Raw genomic sequence first — 20,770 nt, 5'->3', positions numbered from 1 at the left:
GCATTGATGGACAAGCGGCATGAAATGCGGGGATATGCTTCCGCCTGCCGCGTGCATGCCTTTTTAATTTCCCTGCCGGATCATCATGCCTGCTCCTCGCCCGTCCGATTCCGCCCTGCCATTCTGGATGATTGCCCTGCTGGGGCTGCTGACGGCAATCGGGCCCCTTGCCACGGATATGTACCTGCCCGCCTTTCCGGCCATGGATCAGGAACTGGCGGGCGGGCAGGCCGGGGCCAGCCAGATCACGCTGGCGGCGTGGTTCGCGGGGCTTGCGATCGGGCAGTTCAGCCTTGGTCCCATATCCGACCGGCTGGGACGCCGCGTGCCGCTTCTGGGGGGGCTGGTGCTATTTTCGGTCGGCTCCCTTGGCTGTGCGGAGGTCACGTCATTCAACCTGTTCTGCCTGTGCCGTTTTATCGCGGCACTGGGTGGGGCGACCTGCGCGGTCATTCCACGCGCCATCGTGCGCGACGTGGCGACCGGAGCGACCTGCGCGCGGATCATGTCGCAGCTTATGCTGGTTTTTGGCGTCATGCCCATACTGGCGCCCTCGCTGGGCAGTCTGGTGCTGTCCGTCGGGCACTGGCGCTGGATTTTCTGGATTGCGGTCTGGTACGGCGTACTGGCGCTGGTGGTGGTGGTGGCGACACTGGGCGACACCATGCCACGGGAAAAACGGATCACCTTTTCCGCCACCGGCATGATTGCCCGCTACGCCGGGCTGGTGCGTGAGCCGGTGTTCATGTCCAGTGCGCTGATCAACAGTTTTTCGTCCTTCATCATGTTCGCCTACATCACCTCGGCACCCATGGTGTTTGAACACCTGCTGCATTTCACGCCCGGTCAGTTCGGGGCGTTCTTTGGCCTCAATGCGGGCATGTTCATCGCCACGGCCCAGCTTAATGGCATGCTGGTGCATCGCGTGTCGCTGTCGCGCCTGCTGGACCGGGGGGTGGTGGGCTGCCTGCTGGCCGCGCTGACCTGTCTTGTCCTGTCGCTGGCGGGTGTGGCGGGTCCGGCGCATCCGCTGCTGGTCTGCGTGCTGATCATGTGCATTACCGCCTCGCTGGGGTTTGTGGGACCCAATGCAACGGTCATGGCCTTTACCCATCACGGCCACCAGATTGGCAGCGCGTCGGCGCTGATGGGCACGATCCAGTTCTCCCTCGCCGCAGGCAGCGGCTTCATTCTGGGCCATGTGCCATTCCACAGCCCCGCGCCTCTGGCCGTGGTGGTGATGGGCGGGGGAACCTGCATGGGGCTGTGCAACATCTGGCGCCATGCCTGTGACCGCCGCGCCCACGGACGGAAATAGGGGCGCGCGGAGGGGCGTTTTCCCGCCCCCCTCAGACCGGCTGCCGGTCCGCGATATCGCGTAGTGTCCGCCCCAGTTCGGTCTTTTTCATCTGCCCGGCCAGCGTGCGGAGCTGGCTTTCGTTTATGTAACCCATGCGGAAGGCCGTTTCCTCTGGCGATCCGACCAGCATGCCCTGACGTGACTGCACGGTATGGACGAATGACCCCGCCAGCATCAGGCTTTCGGGCAGGCCCGCATCCAGCCATGCGCAGCCGCGCCCAAGCCGTTCGACATGCAGCGTGCTGTCTTCAAGATACAGGCGGTTGAGGTCGGTGATTTCCAGTTCACCGCGTGCGGAGGGGTGTAGGCGGGTGGCAAACTCTCCCACCCGTCCATCGTAGAAATAAAGGCCGGTCACAGCCCAGTTGGAAGGGGGGTGTTCAGGTTTTTCCACAATGTCCAGCGCCCGGCCATGACGATCGAATGTCACGACCCCATAGCGTTCGGGATCGCGCACCTGATAGGCGAAAACCGTCGCCCCATCGGGCCGGTGGGCCGCGGTGCGCAGCATGGCGGGCAGGTGATCGGCGAAAATCAGGTTGTCACCCAGTATCAGGGCGCACGGTGCCCCCGCCAGCCAGTCACCCGCGATCAGGAATGCCTGCGCAATGCCCTGTGGCGCGGGCTGGATACGGTAGGTGAAGCGGACACCGAACTGCGCGCCATCCCCCAGCAGGCGCTGGAACTGCGGCAGGTCCTGTGGCGTGGAAATGATCATGATATCGCGGATACCCGCCATCATCAGGGTCGATAGCGGATAATAGATCATCGGCTTGTCATAGACCGGCAGCAACTGCTTGCTGGTCGCCAGCGTCATGGGATGCAGGCGCGTGCCCGATCCCCCTGCCAGCAGGATGCCCCTGGTAGCAGGCTTCTGCCCTTCGTCATGCCGCATCATGCCACCTGTCCAAGCCGCTGGCCGCCATAGCGCCGGTTACGGATGGCCTGCCACCACGGCGCATGGTCGAGATACCAGCGCACGGTCAGCCTTATGCCGCTTTCAAAATCATGCCGTGCCGTCCAGCCCAGCGCCTGTTCCGCATGGGATGGGTCGATTTCATACCGGAAATCGTGGCCCGGCCTGTCCTGAACATGTTCGATCAGCCGCGCATGCGTTCCCATCGGGTCGGGGCGCAGTTCATCCAGAATGTCGCAGATGGTGCGAACGACCTGCAGGTTGGTACGGGGCTGGCGGCTGCCTATGGCATAGGTTTCGCCCGGCTGGCCCCGTTCCACGGCGCATACCAGCGCCTGTGCATGGTCGTCCACGAACAGCCAGTCACGGATATTGTCGCCCGCGCCATAAATGGGCAGGGCGCGGCCCTCGATGGCGTTGATTATCGTCAGCGGCACGAGTTTTTCAGGGAAATGCCAGAGACCGTAATTATTGGTGGTGTTCGTAATGAAGGTCGGCAGGCCGTAAGTATGCCGCCATGCCCGCACCAGATGGTCGGATGCCGCCTTGCTGGCGGAATAGGGGCTGCTGGGGCTGTAGGGCGTGGTTTCGGTAAAGGGTGGATCGTCCGGGCCAAGCATGCCGAACACCTCATCGGTGGAGACATGATGGAAGCGGAAACTGTCCCGCAGCACGGGGGGCAGCGCCTGCCAGTACATGCGCGCGGCCTCCAGCATGGAAAAGGTGCCCGTCACATTGGTCTGGACGAAGGCATGCGCGCTGTCGATCGAACGGTCCACATGGCTTTCGGCCGCCAGATGCATCACCGCATCGGGCTGGAAGGCCTCAAATGCCGCCAGCACGGCGGACGTATCGCATATGTCGCAATGCCGCATGCGATAGCGGGAGGAAGAAGTCGCTTCCTCCACCGCATGCGGGCTGGCCGCATAGGTCAGGCAGTCGATATTCAGGATTTCATGGCGCGTGTGTCTGATCAGATGGCGCACGACCGCCGACCCGATAAACCCGCACCCGCCGGTTATTAAGATGCGCATGGGAATCCACCACATTAAAAATCGTAGCAGACAGGTAAAATATTAAGATCCCACAAATATCCGCCCTGTATTTCCCGTTACATGACCGGGGCGGCTGACTGTGGGGCCGGTCCGGCGCGCCGCGCGGGTGGGATATGTGATTTACGGAATGTCAGCATGCTGCGAACATATGACCAAATACGATATAACAGGGTTATTGCACGTCCCCGACCAAGGTAGCCTGCCTGCATGATGTTTCCGATGCGCCTGATCCGGTTGCGTTTCCTGGTCCTGACCATCCTGTTCATGACGCAGGGTGGTGCCCGTGCGGGGGCCACCTCCGTCCCCGATGCCGCCAGCATGCTCCAGCATGACATGCAGCACGAACTTGGTGTCCGGCAGATGCGCCCGCGCCAGACACAGCGCGCCATGGCCCTGACGGTCGATGTGCTGGATCAGGCCAATGGCTGGCCGCAGGATGCGGAAATCGTGCTGGTGGTGGACCGTGCGCCCACCGTTCAGCTCATGTGGTTCGTGCTGGCTGATACGGCGGCCCATCAACTGACCCCGCTGGGCATGGTGGCGGTCAGCACGGGTCGACCGGGGCGGAAGGAACATTTCCGCACGCCGGTAGGCATCTTCGTCAATGATGGCCAGATTTACGGGTATCGCGCACTGGGCACCAGGAACGAACACGGCATACGCGGCAATGGCGAAAAGGGCATGCGGGTATGGGATTTCGGCTGGCAGACGACAGAGGACTGGCGGCGCAAGGGAAGCGTGGCGGTCGTCCGGCTGGAGATGCATGCCACGGACCCGACCTTCCTTGAATCCCGGCTGGGGCAGGCGGATTCGGAAGGGTGCATCCGCATCCCGGCGCGCGTGAACAGTTTTATCGACCGCCATGGCCTGCTGGACCGCCAGCTTGACCTGATCGCGCAGACCGACCCGCAGAAGGCGCGCGGCGTGCGCGCCCTGCTGGGCGCGGAACATGTCCCCACAGCGCTGGAAGGGGACCGGGTGATCGTGATCGACACGTCCGATCCCCAGGCCCCCCTGTCCGATCCGGCGCAGGCCCAGAAAATACAGGCTGATTTTGCCCAGTTCCTTGCAGCGTCCAATACAGCGGGTCAGCCATCCCCCGCAGCACAATCTCCATCCACACCGCCGTCAGCCGGGCCGCGTCCCATCGCGCAACTGCCGTCCCGACCGCAACCGGCTGTCGCCTATGTCCCGCCGCCGTCGCCCACCGGGCAACGGTCTGCCGTGCCCCCAATCCCTGTTGTGCCGCGTCCGGTGCCGACGCTACCGCCTGCGCAACAGTCACAACCGGCACCTGTGTCACCGCCCCCACCTGTAGTAACGCCCCAGCCGGTCGTGCAGCCGCCGGGACCTGCTTCCCCGCCGGATGACAGACCGCCACGCCCGCCCATGCGCATCGTGCCGCTGCCCCCGTCGCCCGGTGACGCGCCTGCGCCCGCTCCACAGGAATCTGCGCCGGAGCAGCAGGCCGGGTCAGGCTGAATACGGGCATTGTGGCGCCTGCCATATCAGGCGTTCTCATGGGGTAATAAGGCTGGCCCTTCCTTCCTTAATTCCCATAAAAAAGGGGGCATTGCTGCCCCCTTTCCTGACCGGAGTGATACCGGCGACTGGTTCAGGACCAGCGCCAGTTGCGTACTTCCGGCAGGTCCTGTCCATATTCCGCCACGTAGCGGTGGTGTTCGTTCAGCTTGTCGCAGATCGCCTCGTTGGCATAGGCCGCCTTGGATGCAAGACCCGGCACCCGGCGGATCACGTTCTGCACCAGATGGAACCGGTCGAGGTTATTGCGCACGGTCATGTCGAACGGCGTGGTGGTGGAACCTTCCTCACGGTAGCCATGCACGTGGAAGTTACGGCAGTTGGTCCGCTTGTAGATCAGCTTGTGAATCAGCGCCGGATAGCCGTGGAAGGCGAAGATGACCGGCTTGTCCGTGGTGAACAGGCTGTCGAAGGTGAAGTCATCCAGCCCGTCCGGGTGCTGGGACTGTGATTCAAGGGTCAGCAGGTCCACCACGTTGACCACGCGGATTTTCAGGTCCGGCACGTGATGGTTCAGGATCTGCACCGCAGCCAGTGTTTCCATGGTCGGCACGTCACCCGCGCAGGCCATGACCACATCGGGTCCGCTGTCCTTGTCGTTACTGGCCCATTCCCAGATACCGATGCCCTTGGCGCAATGGTCGATGGCGGAATCCATATCCAGCCACTGCGGTTCGGGCTGCTTGCCCGCCACGATCACGTTCACGCGGTCCCGGCTTTCAAGGCAGGTTTTGGCCACACACAGCAGGGTGTTGGCATCAGGCGGCAGGAACACCCGTACCGTCTTGGCCTTCTTGTTCAGCACATGGTCGATGAAGCCGGGGTCCTGATGGCTGAACCCGTTATGGTCCTGCCGCCAGACATGCGATGTCAGCAGGTAGTTGAGTGAGGGGATCGGCGCGCGCCATGCCACTTCATCCGCCTGCTTGATCCACTTGGCGTGCTGGTTGACCATGGAATCCACGATGTGGATGAACGCCTCATAGCATGACAGGAAGCCATGGCGGCCCGTCAGCAGGTAGCCTTCCAGCCAGCCCTGACAGGTATGCTCGCTCAGGATTTCCATGACATGGCCGTCCACCGACAGGTGGTCGTCATAATCAAAGGTCTCGGCGTTCCATGCGCGGTTGGTGACATCCAGCACGGCGTTCAGGCGGTTGGAATTGTTTTCATCCGGCGCCAGCACGCGGAAATTGCGCGCACCCAGATTCGCCTTCATCACATCGCGCAGCCAGCTACCCAGCACGCGCGTGCCTTCGCCCAGTTCATGCCCCGGCGAGGATACGGTAACGGCATAATCCGCAACATCGGGCATGCGCAGGTCGCGGCTCAGCAGGCCGCCATTGGCGTGCGGGTTGGCGCTCATCCGGCGGTTGCCCTTGGGGGCAAGGGCCGCGATTTCAGGTAGCAGGGTGCCGTTTTCGTCAAACAGCTCTTCCGGCCTGTAGCTATGCAGCCAGGTATCGAGCAGCTTCAGGTGCTCGGGATTGGTCATGTCGGTAATGGGCACCTGATGGGCGCGCCAGTACCCTTCGACCCGCAGCCCGTCCACCGTCTTGGGGCAGGTCCAGCCCTTGGGCGTGCGCATGATGATCATGGGCCAGACCGGGCGCGCGGTCTGGTTCTGCTCACGCGCGGCCTTCTGGATCTGTGCGATTTTCGCAAAGGCCGTATCCATCGCCACGGCCATCTTCTGGTGCATGGTGTCGGGATCGTCACCTTCCACCACGATCGGCTCATAGCCGTAGCCACGGAACAGGCTCAGCAGTTCTTCGGCGGGGATGCGGGCCAGCACGGTGGGGTTGGCGATCTTGTAACCGTTCAGGTGCAGGATCGGCAGGACCGCGCCATCGGTCTTGGGGTCAAGGAACTTGTTGCTGTGCCACGATGTCGCCATCGGGCCGGTTTCGGCTTCGCCATCGCCCACGACGCAGGCCACGACCAGATCGGGATTGTCGAACGCCGCGCCATAGGCATGGGACAGGGAATAGCCCAGTTCGCCGCCTTCATGGATGGAACCCGGCGTGGTGGGGGCCGCATGGCTGGGAATCCCGCCGGGGAAGGAGAACTGCTTGACCAGTCTGGCCAGCCCGTCCGCATCCTGCGTCACGGCGGGGAAATACTCGCTGTATGTCCCTTCCAGATAGGTGCTGGCGATCACACCCGGCGCCCCGTGGCCCGGCCCCGCCACGAACAGGATGCTACGGTCCTGTTCACGGATGATGCGGTTGAGGTGCAGGTAAAGGAAGTTCAGCCCCGGTGTGGTGCCCCAGTGCCCGAGCAGGCGCGGCTTGGTATGTTCCAGCTTCAGCGGTTCACGCAGCAGCGGGTTCGCCATCAGGTAGATCTGGGCAATCGAGAGGTAGTTTGCTGCATGCCACCACTTGTTGAAAAGCGCGACATCCGCTGTGGACAGCGGGTTCGCGGATGCAGTTTCACTCATTTGCGTTCCTTCCGAGATATTCCATCCCTGTGCGGCCTGCGTTCAGGCCAGGCACATCAGCACATGCCGACGGATTGTTGTTTCCTCATCGGTGGGAATGACCCGCACCTCCACAGCACTGTCGGGCGTGCTGATGATGTCCCGATGCGCGGCATTGGCCTGCGCATCAAGGCGGATACCCGCCCATTCCAGCCGCGCGCAGATCGCAGCGCGGATAATTGCATCATTTTCCCCGATGCCGGCGGTGAACACCAGCCCGTCCAGTCCCTGCAGCGCGGCCATCATGGCGCCTGCTTCCTGGGCGAAGCGGTAGGTGAACAGGTCCAGCGCCTGCGTCACTTCCGGGCTGATCGCCGCACGTGCGTGCAGGTCGCGCATATCGGCAGAGACGCCCGAAACACCCAACAGGCCGGAGCGATGATAGAGAATATTCTCGATTTCCGCCGCGCCCAGCCCTTCCTCGCGCAGCATGTACAGGATCACGCCGGGGTCCAGATGGCCGCAGCGCGTGCCCATCACCAGCCCGTCCAGCACTGAAAAGCCCATGGTCGTATCCACGCTGCGGCCGCCGCGCATGGCGCACAGGCTGCCGCCACTGCCGATATGGGCCACAATGGTCCGCCCTTCCGACAGGCGGGGCGCGCAGTCATGCAGGGCCGATGCGATATATTCATAGGACAGTCCATGGAATCCGTACCGGCGCACCCCGCGCGCGGCATATTCGCGGGGCAGGGCCTGCGCCTGCGCCACGGCGGGCATGGTGTGATGGAAACCGGTATCAAAACACGCGACCTGCGGCAGGTCGGGTTTCTGTGCCAGCAGGGCGCGGATCGGGGCCAGACTGCCGGGCTGGTGCAGGGGGGCGAAGGGGGTCAGGGCCGTGAGCCGGTCCAGTATGTCGGGCGTGATCCGCACGGGGGCGATGAATTCCGGCCCGCCATGCACGACGCGGTGGCCAACCGCCATAAGATCTACATCCCCAAGCTGCCTGCCGACCCAGTCCATAAGGGTGGCCATGGGGCCGTGATGGGCATCGTCGCCCGCCTGTCCGGTTGTGGCGGGGTCCCAGCGTTCGTCCACCAGCGTATGGCCGCTGGCATCATGGGCGATGAAATGGGGGTGGGTGCCGATGCCTTCCAGTTCGCCCGATGCAATGCGGTGGCTGGGCGCTGTAGCCCCCTCGCCCTTTTCTATGGAAAACAGGGCAAACTTCAGGCTGGACGATCCTGCGTTCAGCGCCAGTACAGCGCGTGTCATGCCTGTCTCCCCTTAATGTCTTTGTCTGGCCTGCGCCATGTCACGCCGATATGGTGTGTCTGACATTGATGCGAATCAATTGCCTGCATCGCGGGCAGCGTCAAGGAAGGGTGCGTGCTGGCAGATTTCCCTTCAGCACATACGCCCGGAGTGGTGGATCACGCGGCGTATGGTCAGAAAGTATTTTTAAATCAGCGTGTTAAAATATTTCTGCCCCTGCTTTCTTCATGACTGCCCGCCATGTTCCCATGGGCGGCGGGGGCGCGCATATCACATCCGCGTGGCGCAGGACGCGACCGGATCAGCCAAAACGCCGGGCCAGTGCGGCCTGTGCCGCCTTGCGGGCATGGCCCGCATCCCGACCGACGCGCATCAGTGCTGGAATCTGCAACGGATCGCACAGGATGCTGCGCGTAAGGGCGCCAACGGCCAGTCGGCCATCGGGGCGCAGGGCCACGACGGCGGCAGGCGGCAGGGTGCGGTCCGCCGGGTCGCACACGACGCGCATCACGGCAAAGGGCACCTTGCGCGCGGCGGCCATTTCCGCGACCACGCCACTTTCCATATCCAGCGCCACGCAGCCGGTCTGGCGGAATAGGGCGGTCTTGCGCGTCGCGGCGGTGACGATCACGTCGCTATGCAGCAGGTCGCCGCCAACCACGTCCGCCCGGTCGGCCCCCAGCCATGACAGCAGGGCAGGGGAGGCGGGCAGACGTTCACCATTCACCATCACATTCTGCGGGATGACAACCGCGCCGGGGGCAAGTGCCGGATCAAGCCCCGCCGCCAGACCAAAGGACAGCAGCGCGTCAACGCCACTTTCCAGCAGGTCCAGCACCACCTGCCGCGCGCCGGACAGGGTCGCGCCGCTCAGCCCGAAACGCGCATCGGGCAGGAAGGGACGGATCAGCGAGGCTTCCGCTTCCATTCCCACCACGATCCCGAGCCGGGAAAAGGGGGACACGGATACAGTATCGGGCATATCTATCGGTCCCCCCGCGCTCAGAAGCCGTAGCCGACGCGGCCGCTATTGCTGACTTCCAGATTGCGGTAGCGCGACAGCGCCATAAGCGGGAAGAACTGGCGATAGCCGTGGTAGCGCAGATAGAACACCTTGGGGAAACCGACGGCGTTATAGGGTTCTTCCGCCCATTCGCCGTCCTCGCCCTGCGTGCGGCCCAGGAAGGCGATGCCACGGCTTACCGCCGGATCGTCACGCAGGCCCGCCGCCATCATGCCCAGAACGGCCCATGCGGTCTGTGATGGCAGGCTTTCCTTGTATTCGCCCGGTGCGGCCCCTTCGTAGCTGGCGCAGTCCTCGCCCCAGCCACCATCGGCGCGCTGGTGACTGCGCAGCCAGTCGGTCGCGCGGATGATCATCGGGTCATCATGCGCGATCTGCGCCGCGTTCAGCGCGCACAGGACGGACCACGTGCCGTAGATGTAATTGGTGCCCCAGCGGCCGAACCACGAACCGTCCTTTTCCTGCTCATCCCGCAGGTAGGCGATGCCCCGGTCAATGACCGGCTGGTCCTCCGGGTGGCCAAGCTGGGCGAGGAAGGAAATGCAGCGCGCCGTCACATCCGCCGTCGGCGGGTCAAGCAGCGCCCCGTGATCGGCAAAGGGAATGTGGTTGAGCAGATCGAGGTTGTTGTCGATGTCGAACGCGCCCCAGCCGCCATTCGTACTCTGCATGCCGATGATCCATTCGCGGGCGCGCTCGATGGCTTCCGTATTGGCGGGGTCGCCCTCACGGTGCAGCAGCATGCCGACAACGGCGGTGTCATCTACATCGGGGTAATAATCGTTGGCATACTGGAAGGCCCAGCCACCGGGGCGCAGGTCCGGGCAGTTGACGGCCCAGTCGCCCTTTACGTCCAGAATCTGGCGTTCACGCAGCCACTTGCTGGCGGCGGCCAGTTTTTCCTTCGTCTTTTCCGGGGCGATGCCGTTGGGGCCGGATGCGGCCTCGATCATGGCGTGGCCGGCAAGGCCGGTATCCCAGATGGGGGACACGCAGGGCTGGCAGTAGGTTTCGTCGCCCTGATTGACCAGCAGGCGCTGCACCGCGTCCCATGCGGTCTTCGCCCGCGGGTCGCTGTCGGGAATGCCCAGCGCGCGGAACATCATGACGGTATTGGCCATGGCGGGGTAGATGGCCCCAAGCCCGTCCTCGCCGTTCAGGCGGGGTTCGATGAAGTCCACGGCGGCCCTGATGGCCTTGCGGCGTGTCTTTTCGGGGATCATGCGTTCGACGGGACGCAGCACCACGTCCACATACTTGAACACACGGCCCCATACGGAACGGTACGGCCCGCGAATCCAGTCACGAACCTTGCGCGGGGGCGTGACGAACAGTTCCTGCACATGGATGTCGCGCGGATTGATCGCGATGGGACGCAGGGCGGCCAGCACCAGCAGGGGCGCGATCACCGTGCGCGACCAGTAGGACATGTTCCATACGGAGAACAGGGCCGTGCGCGGCAGCAGCATGATTTCCACCGGCATGGCGGGGGCCGCTTCCCACGGCACTTCGCCAAACAGGGCAAGCTGGATGCGGGTGAACACGTTGGTCCGTTCCGCGCCGCCATGATCAAGGATCGCCTGACGGGCGCGCACCATGTGCGGCGCGTTGACGCTGTCGCCAAGCGCCTTCAGCGCGAAATAGGCCTTGACCGAAGCCGACAGGTCGAACTTGCCGTCCTGATAGAGCGGCCATCCGCCATGATCGCCCTGGATGCGACGCAGATAGACACCGATGCGCTGTTCCAGCTCCGGATTGATCCGGTCCAGATAGTGTTCCAGCAGCACGTATTCGGCCGGGATGGTGGCGTCGGCTTCAAGGTCGAAGACCCAGTGCCCGTCATCGGCCTGCCGCCGGCCCAGCGCACCATGGGCGCGGGTTACGGCCTGATCCAGTTCGTTCCGGTCCAGCGGGGCATCCGTGGCCGGACGCGGCGTGCGGGCCGGTCCTGCCGCGCGGGAGCGGGTGGACGCGGGCGTCTTCTTGCGGGGAGCGGTGATTGTCTCGGTTCTCTTGGCCATTATTCCACGTTCCCCGTGTCATGACGGGGGCCTATTCCAAATCCGTACATCATGTTCATTCCGGTCGGCCCGGTGTGCCCCTGCGGGCATGGACAGCCTTCGCCGCCGCGGCACCTGACCTGATCGCACCTTCAATAGTGGCGGGCAATCCCGTTGCCGTCCAGTCTCCTGCCAGCAGCAGGTTGGCCGCCATGGTCCGCGTGCCCGGCCGCAGGCGGTCCTGCGCGGGGGTGGCGGCAAAGGTCGCGCGCTTTTCGCGCACGATGCGCAGCGGCGGCATGGCGACGGGCAGCGGGGCCGTGGCGGCGGGGTCGATCGCGGCGCGCACTTCGTTCCAGATCAGGGCCGCGAGTTCATCCGTATCGCGCCCGTCATAGCGGTTGGCGGCGCTGACCGTGACCGACAGGATACGGTCCTTGACGAAGACCCATTCGCTGATTCCGCCCACAACCCCGATGAAGCGGGCCTGCGCCAGCCCGCCCGTCAGGGTCGGTGCGGCGGGGAGCAGGAAATGCACGTTCAGGATCGACTCGAACGCATCCGGGGCGCTGAAACCGGGCAGTTGCGCGGCCAGAAGCCCCGATGCCACGGGGGCGGGCACCGCCATGATGACCGTATCGCGTTCGCCGATGGCCACCTGTTCGTCACCCAGTCGCAGGGCGGTGACGGTGGCGCCATCCATTTCCACCGCGCTGACGCGGCTGCCCGTGCGTACCGTTGCCTTCAGCACCGACAGATGGGCAAGGGCTGGGTCCACGAAACTTTCGGACAGGCCCTGCTCGGGAAAGCGGGGCAGGCAGTTGCGTCCGCCGCGGGCAAGGCTTTCCTTCACCACGGCCCCCAGCAATGCCGCGCTGCCGGTATCGGGCATGGTGTTGAGCACGGATATGGCGAAGGGTTCGAGCAGCCGCCGCGACAGGCTGCCCGGTTGCAGGCAGTCGCTCACCACCATATCCGGCGTGGCGTCCATGAGGGCCAGCAGCCCGCGCAGTTCCGCAAGCCGCATGCCCGGCACGCGCCTGCGGCGTGAAAGCACCCACAACGGCACCCGCCCGCGTGAAAGGTCCAGCGTCCAGCGCAGCCGTTCGGCCAGATCCACGAAGGGGAAGACCGGGCGGCCGGGGCCGACCAGCGTCTTCTGCGCGCCGATCAGGCCAAGATAGCGGTAGACCGCCGGGTTGCCCGACAGCAGGAGATGGTTGCCATTATCGATCCGGCAGCCCAGATGCCGGTCCAGATAGGATCGCGCCCGACCGCCACAGGCCGGACCGGCTTCATAGACCGTAACGCGTTCGCTGCTGCCCGCCAGTTCCACCGCCGCCGACAGCCCGGCCAGCCCGCCACCGATGATATGGACATGTCCGCTCATGTGTCAGCTTACCAGCGCGCGCAGGGCGATCAGCACCTTGCGGGGGCGGGAAAGGGAGACCCGGCGTTCGGGCGTGCCCCAGCCCTGACGTTCCTGCGCGCTGAGGATGGCGGCATAGGTCGCCCCCATCAGGCGGGCCGGGCGCATGGCCGTATGGTCGCACCGGCGCATGGCGGCGGCGGCGGCACGGAAATGGTCATGCGCGCGCCCTGCCAGGATACGCCCGATCTGTTCCAGCGCCGGGGCGTGGACCACGGCGGCGGGTTCGGGCGCAATCCCGAAGCGTTCCAGCAGTTCGCGTGGCAGGTACAGGCGGCCAAGGCGGGCATCTTCCGCCACGTCGCGCAGGATGTTCGTGATCTGCAGGGCGCGGCCCAGATGGTGGGCAACCTTGTCCGCCTCGGCGGAGGAATCACCAAACACCCGCACCGAAAGCCGCCCCACGGCGGAGGCCACCCGGTCGCAATACAGGTCGAACGTGGCTTCATCCGGGGCGATGACAGGGCCGCGGGCATCCATTTCCATGCCGTCGATCACGGCGGCGAAGTCGTCCTGCCGCAGGTCGAAGCGGCGGATGGTGGCCAGCAGGACACGGTCGATGCCGTCGCGTGCCTCACCGGCGTAAAGCCGGGCAATGCGCGCGCGCCATTCTTCCAGCCTGCGGCATTTGTCTTCCGCCTCGCCCGCGTCATCCGCCACGTCATCGACCAGACGGCAGAAGGCATAGACCGCGTACATCCCATACCGCCGGTCAGGTGGCAGGATGCGCATTCCCTTGCCAAAGGACGTACCCGACTGCACCACGACCCGCTCAACCGCTGCCAGGTCGGCGGGATCGCAGCCCAGTGCCGGGGCTTCATCATGTCGCGCGCGCAAAAAACCCATTCCCGCGTGTTCCGTTCACTTACCAGTTACAGTCCGCCCGTTCTTAGCGGTAATCACGACCAAGGACAAAACCTGCCCTGTCAGAGCAGCGTGCGTGTAGCGCGGGCAAGGGCCAGCAGCACATCCCCGCGTGACAGCTTGACCCGCCCCGCGATGGGGTCTTCCGCCCGCAGCCGCGCCGCCAGACGTTTTGAAAGTCCGACGATGACCGCCGCTTCCATGCGCATGCGCCGGTCGCGGATCAGGCCGGGCAGGGTGGCCGCCTGCCGGTTGAGCATGTCCACCCGGTCCAGCAGCGCATCGAACACCAGCCGCAGGCCGGGCACGGTATGGGTGCGGCGCAGGTCATCCACCTGCACGCCCTCACGTTCCAGCCACGGGCGGGGCAGGTAGCAGCGGTCAAGGTTGCGCAGGTCGTCCGCGCAGTCCTGCAGGTGGTTGAGAACCTGCAACGCCGTGCACAGCGCATCGGACGGGCCGAATGTGCGCGCGTCCTCGCCATGCAGTTCCAGCAGGAACCGGCCCACGGGATTGGCGGAATAGCGGCAGTATTCCTCCAGCTCCTCCCACGAATCATAACGGTTCTTGACCGCATCCTGACGGAAGGCAACGATCAGGTCTGTTGCGGTGGCGGGGGAAACGCCGGTCTGCCGCAGCGTGCGGCCCACGCGCACCGCCGTCTGCGCATCGCGGCGCTGGGGGGCCTGCCTGCGGCCCATCACCACGTCCTCCATGGCGTTGAGGCGCGCGATCTTGGCTTCTGCGTCCAGCCGGTCGGTATCGACAATATCGTCGATCACCCGGGCGAAATCGTAATAGGCATGGACATGCGGGCGCAGCCTGCGGCTTATCAGCAGGGAGCCTACGGGAAAATTCTCGTCCCCGGCGTCCTTGCCCGACGAGACATCCTCGCTGCCCCACACGCTCCGCTCATCAGTGTTCACCCTACGTCATCCCCCATGGTGTGGTTTATTACGGTTGCGGCACCCTTGGCGCCATTATGTGTCGAGATTGCGCCATCGGGATCGGTATAGGCGCGGCTTTTCCATATCACGCCCCGGCCCCGATGGTGGTCCAGCGCCGAACCGATCGTCGCCAGCGTATAGAACCCCGCGATGACCGGCAGCAACATCGCCCATGCGGGCGACAGGCTGAAACGGCGCAGCGTGGGCGTGTAGGATGCCATGGACATGACCCACGCCCCCGCCCCCAGCAGGCAGGGCAGGCCATGGGTGAACAGGGCAAGCTGCATCGGAATGACCCATACAAGCACCATGCCGATCACGGTGGCCAGCAGCAGCAGGGGCGAATAGTCAAGCTGCACATACGCCGTGCGCGCCACCATGCGCCAGATGTCGATCGGGCGGGGATAGGGGCGGATCGAGCGGGCAAGACAGCTATGTCCCAGATAGATTCTGCCGCCGCTGTGCTTCACATGCGCGGCCAGCGTGCAGTCATCGATCAGCGCGCCGCGCAGGCTCTCGATCCCGCCGATACGCGCCAGCGCCGACCACCGCACCAGCACCGTGCCGCCAGCGGCCCCCGCCACCCGGCTACGCGGGTTGTTCACGCGCGCAAAGGGGTAGAGCAGGGTGAAGAAGAACACGAAGGCCGGGACCAGCATGCGTTCGGCCTGACTGGCGCAGTTCAGTTCCACCATCTCGGATACCTGATCCAGATGGTCCGCCTGCGCCTTGGCCACCAGTGTCGAGACATGGCGCGGATCGTGGGTGATATCCGCATCGGTCAGCAGCACGAAACCGCTGGAATCGGGCACCAGTTCGCGCGCGCGGGTCACGCCCTGCGATACCGCCCACAGCTTGCCGCTCCATCCCGGGGGGCGGGTCCGGCCCGTAACCACTGTCAGCCGCCGCTGCGGGTCCGGCACGCCGCGCGCCAGCCTGCCGGTGCCATCGGTGCTGTTGTCATCCACCACAATGACATGAAGCGGGCCGGGATAATCCTGCGCCAGCAGCGAACGCACGCACTCCACCACGGACGGGGCTTCGTCCCGCGCGGGGACCACCACGCAGACTTCGGGGCAGTCCGCAGCCCGGAGCGGCGTGCGCAGGGGGGCGAGTACCGGCCCCGCCTGCCAGAAACGCCCATGGCAGAAAATCAGTCCCAGCCAGATGACAAGGCTCAGGACGGCAAGGGGAAGCAGCAGCATGACGGGAACCTCAGTCCAGCATTCCGTGCTGGCGGAACCAGTCAATGGCGTCCTTCACCGCTTCACGCGCGGGACGCGGGGCATAGCCCAGTTCGCGTATCGCCTTGTCGGATGAAAAGAACATCTTCTTGTGCGACATGGCCAGCATTTCGCGCGTGACGCGCGGCGCAATGCCAAAAGCGCGGGACAGCCATTCGCTGGCCACGGCCACCGGCCAGATCACCGCCTGCGGCAGGCTTATGCGTGGCGGGGCGACCCCGGCCAGTTCGGCGGTCATGGCGAACAGGTCGCGCAGCAGGTAGTTCTGGCCGCCAAGGATGTATTTTTCCCCGATCCGGCCGCGTTCCAGCGCCAGCGCATGCCCTTCCGCCACGTCATCCACATGGACGATGTTCACGCCGGTATCGACATAGGCCGGCATGCGTCCCGCAGCACAGTCCAGGATCATCTGGCCCGTGGGCGTGGGCTTGATGTCACGCGGGCCAACCGGGGTGGACGGGTTTACGATCACGGCAGGCAGGGCGCGTTCATGCACCAGACGCAGGACTTCCTGTTCTGCGCGGTATTTGGAGCGTTTGTAGATGCCGATCACGCCGTGTTCGTGCACCGGCGTTTCCTCATCGGAAATGGTGCCATCCCCGATCAGTCCCAGCGCCGCGACGGAGGAACAGTACACGATCCGCTCCACCCCCGCCTTCTGTGCCGCGAGCATGAGGGCGCGCGTGCCTTCCACATTGGCGACCATCATGGGTACCGGATCGGGCACCCACAGCCGGTAATCCGCCGCGACATGGAACACGTAGCGGCAGCCCCTGACCGCCGCATCGAAGCTGCCGGGGGTGGACAGGTCCCCTTCCACCAGTTCGGCGGGGAGATCGCGCAGATTGGTCAGGTCGCTACCCTTGCGCACCATGAGCCGGAGCGTATGCCCCCGTTCAACCAGGTTGCGGGCAACGGCCGAGCCGACAAAACCGGTCGCGCCGGTTACAAGTGTTGGGGCAGTCATGGTCTGAACGATCACTCCGTCAGGGGACAGAATTCATGATTGCGACACGGACTCGCAACCGGCGGGCGTTCCATTTATCCCGACACCTCCCGGTGGCGCCAGACCCTGCTGTAGTGTAAGTCAGGCGCAGTCGACCGCTGTGGTACGAATTTTACCCGGCGTTCCGACGCCCACAGACGAAGACGGACCCTTTCTTGAGAAAGCTCACGATCCTGCTGGCCATCCTTGGCCTGGCCCTGCTTACAGGCTTTACCGCGTGGTACGGGGCCGGTTCGGTCATGAAGGCCATCGTCTCCATCGGCTTCGTCGGATTCATGGCGACGGTGCTGGCGCAGCTTGCAGTCGATGCAATACTGGGTCTCGCCTGGCATGCAGCTTGTCGGGACATTCCGTTCGTCCAGCTTGTGGTTTCACGCATGATTCGGGATGCAGCCGCGTCCTGCCTGCCGTTTTCGCAGTTGGGCGGGATGGTGCTGGGCATCCGCGCCACATCATCAAGCGACCTGTTCGCCGGGCGTCGTGGCCGTCATGTGGACGGGGGGGAGGCCGCCTGCGCCAACCTTGTGGACATCACCACCGAGGTCATGGGCCAGATCCTGTTCATCCTGACCGCCGTGCTGTGCCTTATGGCCCACCAGCAGTCCAGCCCGTTCGCCCGTCCGGTGCTGATCGGTCTGGGGCTGCTGACGCTGGGCATCGCGGGCTTTATCTATACCCAGCGCCGGGGCGGCGACCTGCTCCGCGGCGTGGGGCGCAAGCTGGGGCACAACATGGCCGCCCAGTGGCAGGACGCAATGCTGAGCAGCGCGGACAGCATACAGGAACGTTTCGACGCGATCTGGTCCCATCCGGGCCGCATCGCGCAGGGTGCGCTGCTGCATTACGTCGGATGGCTGGGCAGCGCCGCCACCATCTGGATCGCCTATTATTTCCTTGGCGCGCATCTGAGCTTCAGCGGCGCCGTGGCGATCGAGGGCGTGGCCTGCGGCATCATGTCCGTCTCGTTCCTCGTGCCCGCCGGGCTGGGGGTGCAGGAAGCGGCTTACATGGCGCTTGGTTCGGCCTTTGGCATCGCGCCGTCCGTCTCGCTGGGGCTGTCGCTGCTGCGGCGCGGGCGGGAACTGGTTATCGGCATTCCCATGCTGCTGCTGTGGCAGGGCATGGAAATGCGGGGCCTGCGCCGCAGGCCGGCCCCGCTGGATGATGCGGGGGCAGCCCCGGTCACCGCCCCGGTTTCCGTGCATGACCGGCCCCGGCAGACCGACGCCGCGCCCGAGTGAGGGCGCTTTTTTTCAAGAACCTTCAGCCAGACAGATCCCCATCATGACGACGGACCCCACCGTTCCCCTGTTTGATACGCTGACCATTATCGGGCCGGGCCTGATCGGGTCGTCCATCCTGCGCCGCGCGCTGGATGACCGGCGTATCGCGCGCAGGCTGATCGCATGCGACATAAGCCCCGAGGTCCGCGCCCGTGTGGCTGAACTGGGCATCGCCGACGGGATCGAGGCCGATCCGGTTGCCGCCGCGCGGGATGCTGACTGTGTAATCCTGTGCGTGCCCGTCGGGGCGATCGCCATGGTGGCGGCGCAGGTCATGCCGGTCATGAAGCCCGGCGCGATCCTCAGCGAGGTCGGATCGGTCAAGAAAACGGTCATGGACGCCATGGAACCGCTTCTGGCTACCTGTCCCGATATTGCTTTCGTGCCTGCGCATCCGATGGCGGGCACCGAGTTTTCCGGGCCGGATGCCGGATTCGCCACCCTGTTCGAGGACAGGTGGTGCCTGCTGACCCCGCCGGAAAACACGCCTGCTTCCGCCATCGCGCGCATTACCGCCCTGTGGGAAATGATGGGCGCGCGGGTGCGCAGCATGACCGTTGAACATCATGACCGTGTCTGCGCCATTGTCAGTCACCTGCCACACCTTCTGGCCTTCACCATCTGCGGCACGGCGGATGATCTGGCGGATGAAACCCGCTCCGAAGTGCTGGATTTCGCGGCATCAGGCTTTCGGGACTTCACGCGCATCGCGGCGTCGGACCCGGTCATGTGGCGTGACATCTTTCTCAATAACCGTGAAGCCCTGCTGGACATGCTCGACCGCTTCGTTGCGGATGCGCAGGCGATGGGCAACGCCATCCGCACCGGCAACGAAGATGTGATCGTAAGCCGGATCAACCGGGGCCGCGCCATCCGGCGCAGCCTGATCGAGAACCGGCAGGCGTAACGCCGGTTCCACGCTTTCGGGTGGTTCAGGTAATGATCGCAACCCGCAGCGTATTGGTGCTGCCCGCCACGCCAAAGGGCAGCCCCGCCACGATCACCACCGCATCGCCAACCGCGCCATAACCATCCATATGGGCGATGGACAGCGCCTGATCCACGACGCTTTCGATCGTATGCACCGGCGTTTCCTGCCCCACGGATATGGCCTGCACGCCCCATGCCACGGCCAGCCTGCGGGCCGCGTCATCGGTCGGGGTCAGGCCAAGGATGGTGCAGGACGGCCGTTCGCGTGCGATCCGCAGCGCCGTGCGTCCCGCAAGCGTAAAGGCCGCAATGGCGGAGGCACCCACCGTGGACGCGACCTGCCGCGTGGCGGCGGCAATGGCGCCCGCCACGTCATGATCGGGTTCCGGGGCGGAGGTTTCCATCTGCCGCCGCCACCCTTCGTCCTCCTCCACACCGCGTACGATGCGGTCCATGATGGCCACGGCCTCACGCGGGTATGACCCCACGGCGGTTTCGGCGGACAGCATGACCGCGTCCGCCCCGTCGAACACTGCGGTCGCCACATCCGATGCCTCCGCACGGGTCGGTGTGGGCGCATGGATCATGCTTTCCAGCATCTGGGTGGCCACCACCACCGGGCGGCCCAGTCGCCGGGCCACGCGGATGATGCGCTTCTGCGCCAGCGGCACGCGTTCGGGCGGCAGTTCAACGCCCAGATCGCCACGCGCCACCATCACCGCATCGGACAGGGCGACGATCTCCTCCAGATTGTCCATGGCCTGCGGTTTTTCCAGCTTGGTCATGATCCACGCACGGCCATCGGCCAACTGACGGGCTTCACGCACATCCTCGGGCCGCTGGACGAAGGACAGGCCCACATATTCAATGCCCAGATCCAGCGCGAAGGCCATGTCCGCACGGTCCTTGTCCGTCAGGGCCGGGATGGGCAGCACCACGTCCGGGACATTGACGCCCTTGTGATCGGACAGGACACCGCCCAGCACCACTTCCGTCAGCAGGAAATCGTCGCCGCGTTCACAGACCCGCAGCGCCAGACGCCCGTCATCAAGCAGCAGCGTGCTGCCCTGCGCGGCGGCGGCAAGGATTTCGGGATGGGGCAGGCAGACACGCGCCTCGTTTCCCGGCGTGGGGTCGAGATCAAGCCGGAAATGGGCCCCAGCGGTCAGTTGCGTGCGTCCGTTGACGAAATTGCCCACACGCAGTTTCGGCCCCTGCACATCGGCCAGAATGCCGATGGGGCGGCCCAGTTCGGCTTCCACATCGCGGATCACGCCATGGCGCGCGGCATGATCCTCATGCGTGCCGTGGGAAAAATTGAGCCGGAATACATCCACTCCCGCCACGGCCAGCGCGCGTATGGTCGCATGGTCTGATGTTGCCGGGCCCAATGTGGATACGATCTTGGTCCGGCGCATGGCACGATACGGTGTTTCCGGCATCATTTTCTCCCGCTCTGTTCATCTTTGC

16 protein-coding genes are annotated in these 20,770 nt (G+C 64.8%); 4 read left to right on the top strand and 12 right to left on the bottom strand.

What is annotated here, in order from left to right; genetic code table 11:
- Window positions 1–85: 85 nt before the first annotated feature.
- Window positions 86–1,318 carry a multidrug effflux MFS transporter gene (locus tag ACBR42_RS04210; protein ID WP_282759059.1) on the top strand — a complete coding sequence of 411 codons (1,233 nt, stop codon included), beginning with the start codon at window positions 86–88 and terminating at the stop codon, window positions 1,316–1,318.
- A 31-nt stretch (window positions 1,319–1,349) separates the two neighbouring features.
- On the opposite strand, the gene rfbA is transcribed toward ACBR42_RS04210, so the two are convergent.
- Both rfbA and rfbB read right to left on the bottom strand, forming a co-directional pair.
- Window positions 1,350–2,255, bottom strand: coding sequence for a glucose-1-phosphate thymidylyltransferase RfbA (gene rfbA / locus ACBR42_RS04205; RefSeq protein WP_102325270.1), 906 nt, complete (start codon window positions 2,253–2,255; stop codon window positions 1,350–1,352).
- Window positions 2,255–3,310 carry a dTDP-glucose 4,6-dehydratase gene (gene rfbB, locus ACBR42_RS04200; protein ID WP_102324922.1) on the bottom strand — a complete coding sequence of 352 codons (1,056 nt, stop codon included), beginning with the start codon at window positions 3,308–3,310 and terminating at the stop codon, window positions 2,255–2,257. Before rfbB ends, rfbA begins: the two co-directional genes overlap by 1 nt.
- A gap of 228 nt (window positions 3,311–3,538) precedes the next feature.
- Here rfbB and ACBR42_RS04195 point away from each other — a divergent pair, with 228 nt between their 5' ends.
- Window positions 3,539–4,813 carry a L,D-transpeptidase gene (locus ACBR42_RS04195; RefSeq protein WP_371207346.1) on the top strand — a complete coding sequence of 425 codons (1,275 nt, stop codon included), beginning with the start codon at window positions 3,539–3,541 and terminating at the stop codon, window positions 4,811–4,813.
- Between the two features lie 133 nt (window positions 4,814–4,946).
- On the opposite strand, the gene ACBR42_RS04190 is transcribed toward ACBR42_RS04195, so the two are convergent.
- The 9 genes from ACBR42_RS04190 to hpnA all read right to left on the bottom strand — a co-directional run bounded on the left by ACBR42_RS04190 (window position 4,947) and on the right by hpnA (window position 17,048).
- Window positions 4,947–7,316 carry a phosphoketolase gene (locus ACBR42_RS04190; protein WP_110546849.1) on the bottom strand — a complete coding sequence of 790 codons (2,370 nt, stop codon included), beginning with the start codon at window positions 7,314–7,316 and terminating at the stop codon, window positions 4,947–4,949.
- Window positions 7,317–7,358: 42 nt separating this feature from the next.
- Entirely contained in the window at window positions 7,359–8,573 is a 1,215-nt protein-coding gene (locus ACBR42_RS04185; protein WP_371207344.1) for an acetate/propionate family kinase, read from the bottom strand.
- Between the two features lie 301 nt (window positions 8,574–8,874).
- The gene (locus tag ACBR42_RS04180; protein WP_118962682.1) at window positions 8,875–9,555 is read right to left on the bottom strand and encodes a hypothetical protein; all 681 of its coding nucleotides are present in this window, start codon (window positions 9,553–9,555) and stop codon (window positions 8,875–8,877) included.
- Between the two features lie 20 nt (window positions 9,556–9,575).
- A complete protein-coding gene (shc, locus tag ACBR42_RS04175) occupies window positions 9,576–11,618 on the bottom strand; it encodes a squalene--hopene cyclase (protein ID WP_371207343.1) in 2,043 nt (680 codons plus the stop codon).
- Window positions 11,619–11,673: 55 nt separating this feature from the next.
- Window positions 11,674–12,987: a hydroxysqualene dehydroxylase HpnE gene (gene hpnE / locus ACBR42_RS04170; RefSeq protein WP_371207342.1), complete on the bottom strand. Its 1,314-nt coding sequence runs from the start codon at window positions 12,985–12,987 to the stop codon at window positions 11,674–11,676.
- 3 nt (window positions 12,988–12,990) lie between these two features.
- Entirely contained in the window at window positions 12,991–13,872 is an 882-nt protein-coding gene (gene hpnD, locus ACBR42_RS04165; protein WP_371207341.1) for a presqualene diphosphate synthase HpnD, read from the bottom strand.
- An 80-nt stretch (window positions 13,873–13,952) separates the two neighbouring features.
- Entirely contained in the window at window positions 13,953–14,816 is an 864-nt protein-coding gene (gene hpnC, locus ACBR42_RS04160) for a squalene synthase HpnC (protein WP_371207340.1), read from the bottom strand.
- Window positions 14,813–16,042, bottom strand: coding sequence for a glycosyltransferase (locus tag ACBR42_RS04155; protein WP_102324914.1), 1,230 nt, complete (start codon window positions 16,040–16,042; stop codon window positions 14,813–14,815). The genes hpnC and ACBR42_RS04155 overlap by 4 nt, the downstream gene beginning before the upstream one ends.
- A gap of 10 nt (window positions 16,043–16,052) precedes the next feature.
- Window positions 16,053–17,048, bottom strand: coding sequence for a hopanoid-associated sugar epimerase (gene hpnA, locus ACBR42_RS04150; RefSeq protein WP_110546876.1), 996 nt, complete (start codon window positions 17,046–17,048; stop codon window positions 16,053–16,055).
- Window positions 17,049–17,242: 194 nt separating this feature from the next.
- Here hpnA and ACBR42_RS04145 point away from each other — a divergent pair, with 194 nt between their 5' ends.
- Together ACBR42_RS04145 and ACBR42_RS04140 are read left to right on the top strand one after the other, a co-directional pair.
- Window positions 17,243–18,328 (top strand): lysylphosphatidylglycerol synthase domain-containing protein, encoded by a 1,086-nt coding sequence (locus ACBR42_RS04145; protein ID WP_371207339.1) that lies wholly within the window; start codon window positions 17,243–17,245, stop codon window positions 18,326–18,328.
- 43 nt (window positions 18,329–18,371) lie between these two features.
- A complete protein-coding gene (locus tag ACBR42_RS04140; protein WP_102324912.1) occupies window positions 18,372–19,277 on the top strand; it encodes a prephenate dehydrogenase/arogenate dehydrogenase family protein in 906 nt (301 codons plus the stop codon).
- Window positions 19,278–19,302: 25 nt separating this feature from the next.
- Here ACBR42_RS04140 and pyk read toward each other — a convergent pair whose 3' ends face one another.
- The gene (pyk, locus tag ACBR42_RS04135) at window positions 19,303–20,742 is read right to left on the bottom strand and encodes a pyruvate kinase (protein WP_102325268.1); all 1,440 of its coding nucleotides are present in this window, start codon (window positions 20,740–20,742) and stop codon (window positions 19,303–19,305) included.
- Window positions 20,743–20,770: the final 28 nt, after the last annotated feature.

It is taken from the genome of Komagataeibacter sp. SM21 (assembly GCF_041402665.1).
Lineage (GTDB): Bacteria > Pseudomonadota > Alphaproteobacteria > Acetobacterales > Acetobacteraceae > Komagataeibacter > Komagataeibacter saccharivorans.
Note: the sequence above shows the minus strand (reverse complement) of the source record. Positions and strands in the feature narration are given on the sequence as shown.

Excerpts from the sequence above, each read along its gene's own strand:
- ACBR42_RS04210 (WP_282759059.1), top strand. The coding sequence starts at position 86 with ATGCCTGCTCCTCGCCCGTCCGATTCCGCCCTGCCATTCTGGATGATT.
- rfbA (WP_102325270.1), bottom strand. The coding sequence starts at position 2,255 with ATGCGGCATGACGAAGGGCAGAAGCCTGCTACCAGGGGCATCCTGCTG.
- rfbB (WP_102324922.1), bottom strand. The coding sequence starts at position 3,310 with ATGCGCATCTTAATAACCGGCGGGTGCGGGTTTATCGGGTCGGCGGTC.
- ACBR42_RS04195 (WP_371207346.1), top strand. The coding sequence starts at position 3,539 with ATGATGTTTCCGATGCGCCTGATCCGGTTGCGTTTCCTGGTCCTGACC.
- ACBR42_RS04190 (WP_110546849.1), bottom strand. The coding sequence starts at position 7,316 with ATGAGTGAAACTGCATCCGCGAACCCGCTGTCCACAGCGGATGTCGCG.
- ACBR42_RS04185 (WP_371207344.1), bottom strand. The coding sequence starts at position 8,573 with ATGACACGCGCTGTACTGGCGCTGAACGCAGGATCGTCCAGCCTGAAG.
- ACBR42_RS04180 (WP_118962682.1), bottom strand. The coding sequence starts at position 9,555 with ATGCCCGATACTGTATCCGTGTCCCCCTTTTCCCGGCTCGGGATCGTG.
- shc (WP_371207343.1), bottom strand. The coding sequence starts at position 11,618 with ATGGCCAAGAGAACCGAGACAATCACCGCTCCCCGCAAGAAGACGCCC.
- hpnE (WP_371207342.1), bottom strand. The coding sequence starts at position 12,987 with ATGAGCGGACATGTCCATATCATCGGTGGCGGGCTGGCCGGGCTGTCG.
- hpnD (WP_371207341.1), bottom strand. The coding sequence starts at position 13,872 with ATGGGTTTTTTGCGCGCGCGACATGATGAAGCCCCGGCACTGGGCTGC.
- ACBR42_RS04155 (WP_102324914.1), bottom strand. The coding sequence starts at position 16,042 with ATGCTGCTGCTTCCCCTTGCCGTCCTGAGCCTTGTCATCTGGCTGGGA.
- hpnA (WP_110546876.1), bottom strand. The coding sequence starts at position 17,048 with ATGACTGCCCCAACACTTGTAACCGGCGCGACCGGTTTTGTCGGCTCG.
- ACBR42_RS04140 (WP_102324912.1), top strand. The coding sequence starts at position 18,372 with ATGACGACGGACCCCACCGTTCCCCTGTTTGATACGCTGACCATTATC.
- pyk (WP_102325268.1), bottom strand. The coding sequence starts at position 20,742 with ATGCCGGAAACACCGTATCGTGCCATGCGCCGGACCAAGATCGTATCC.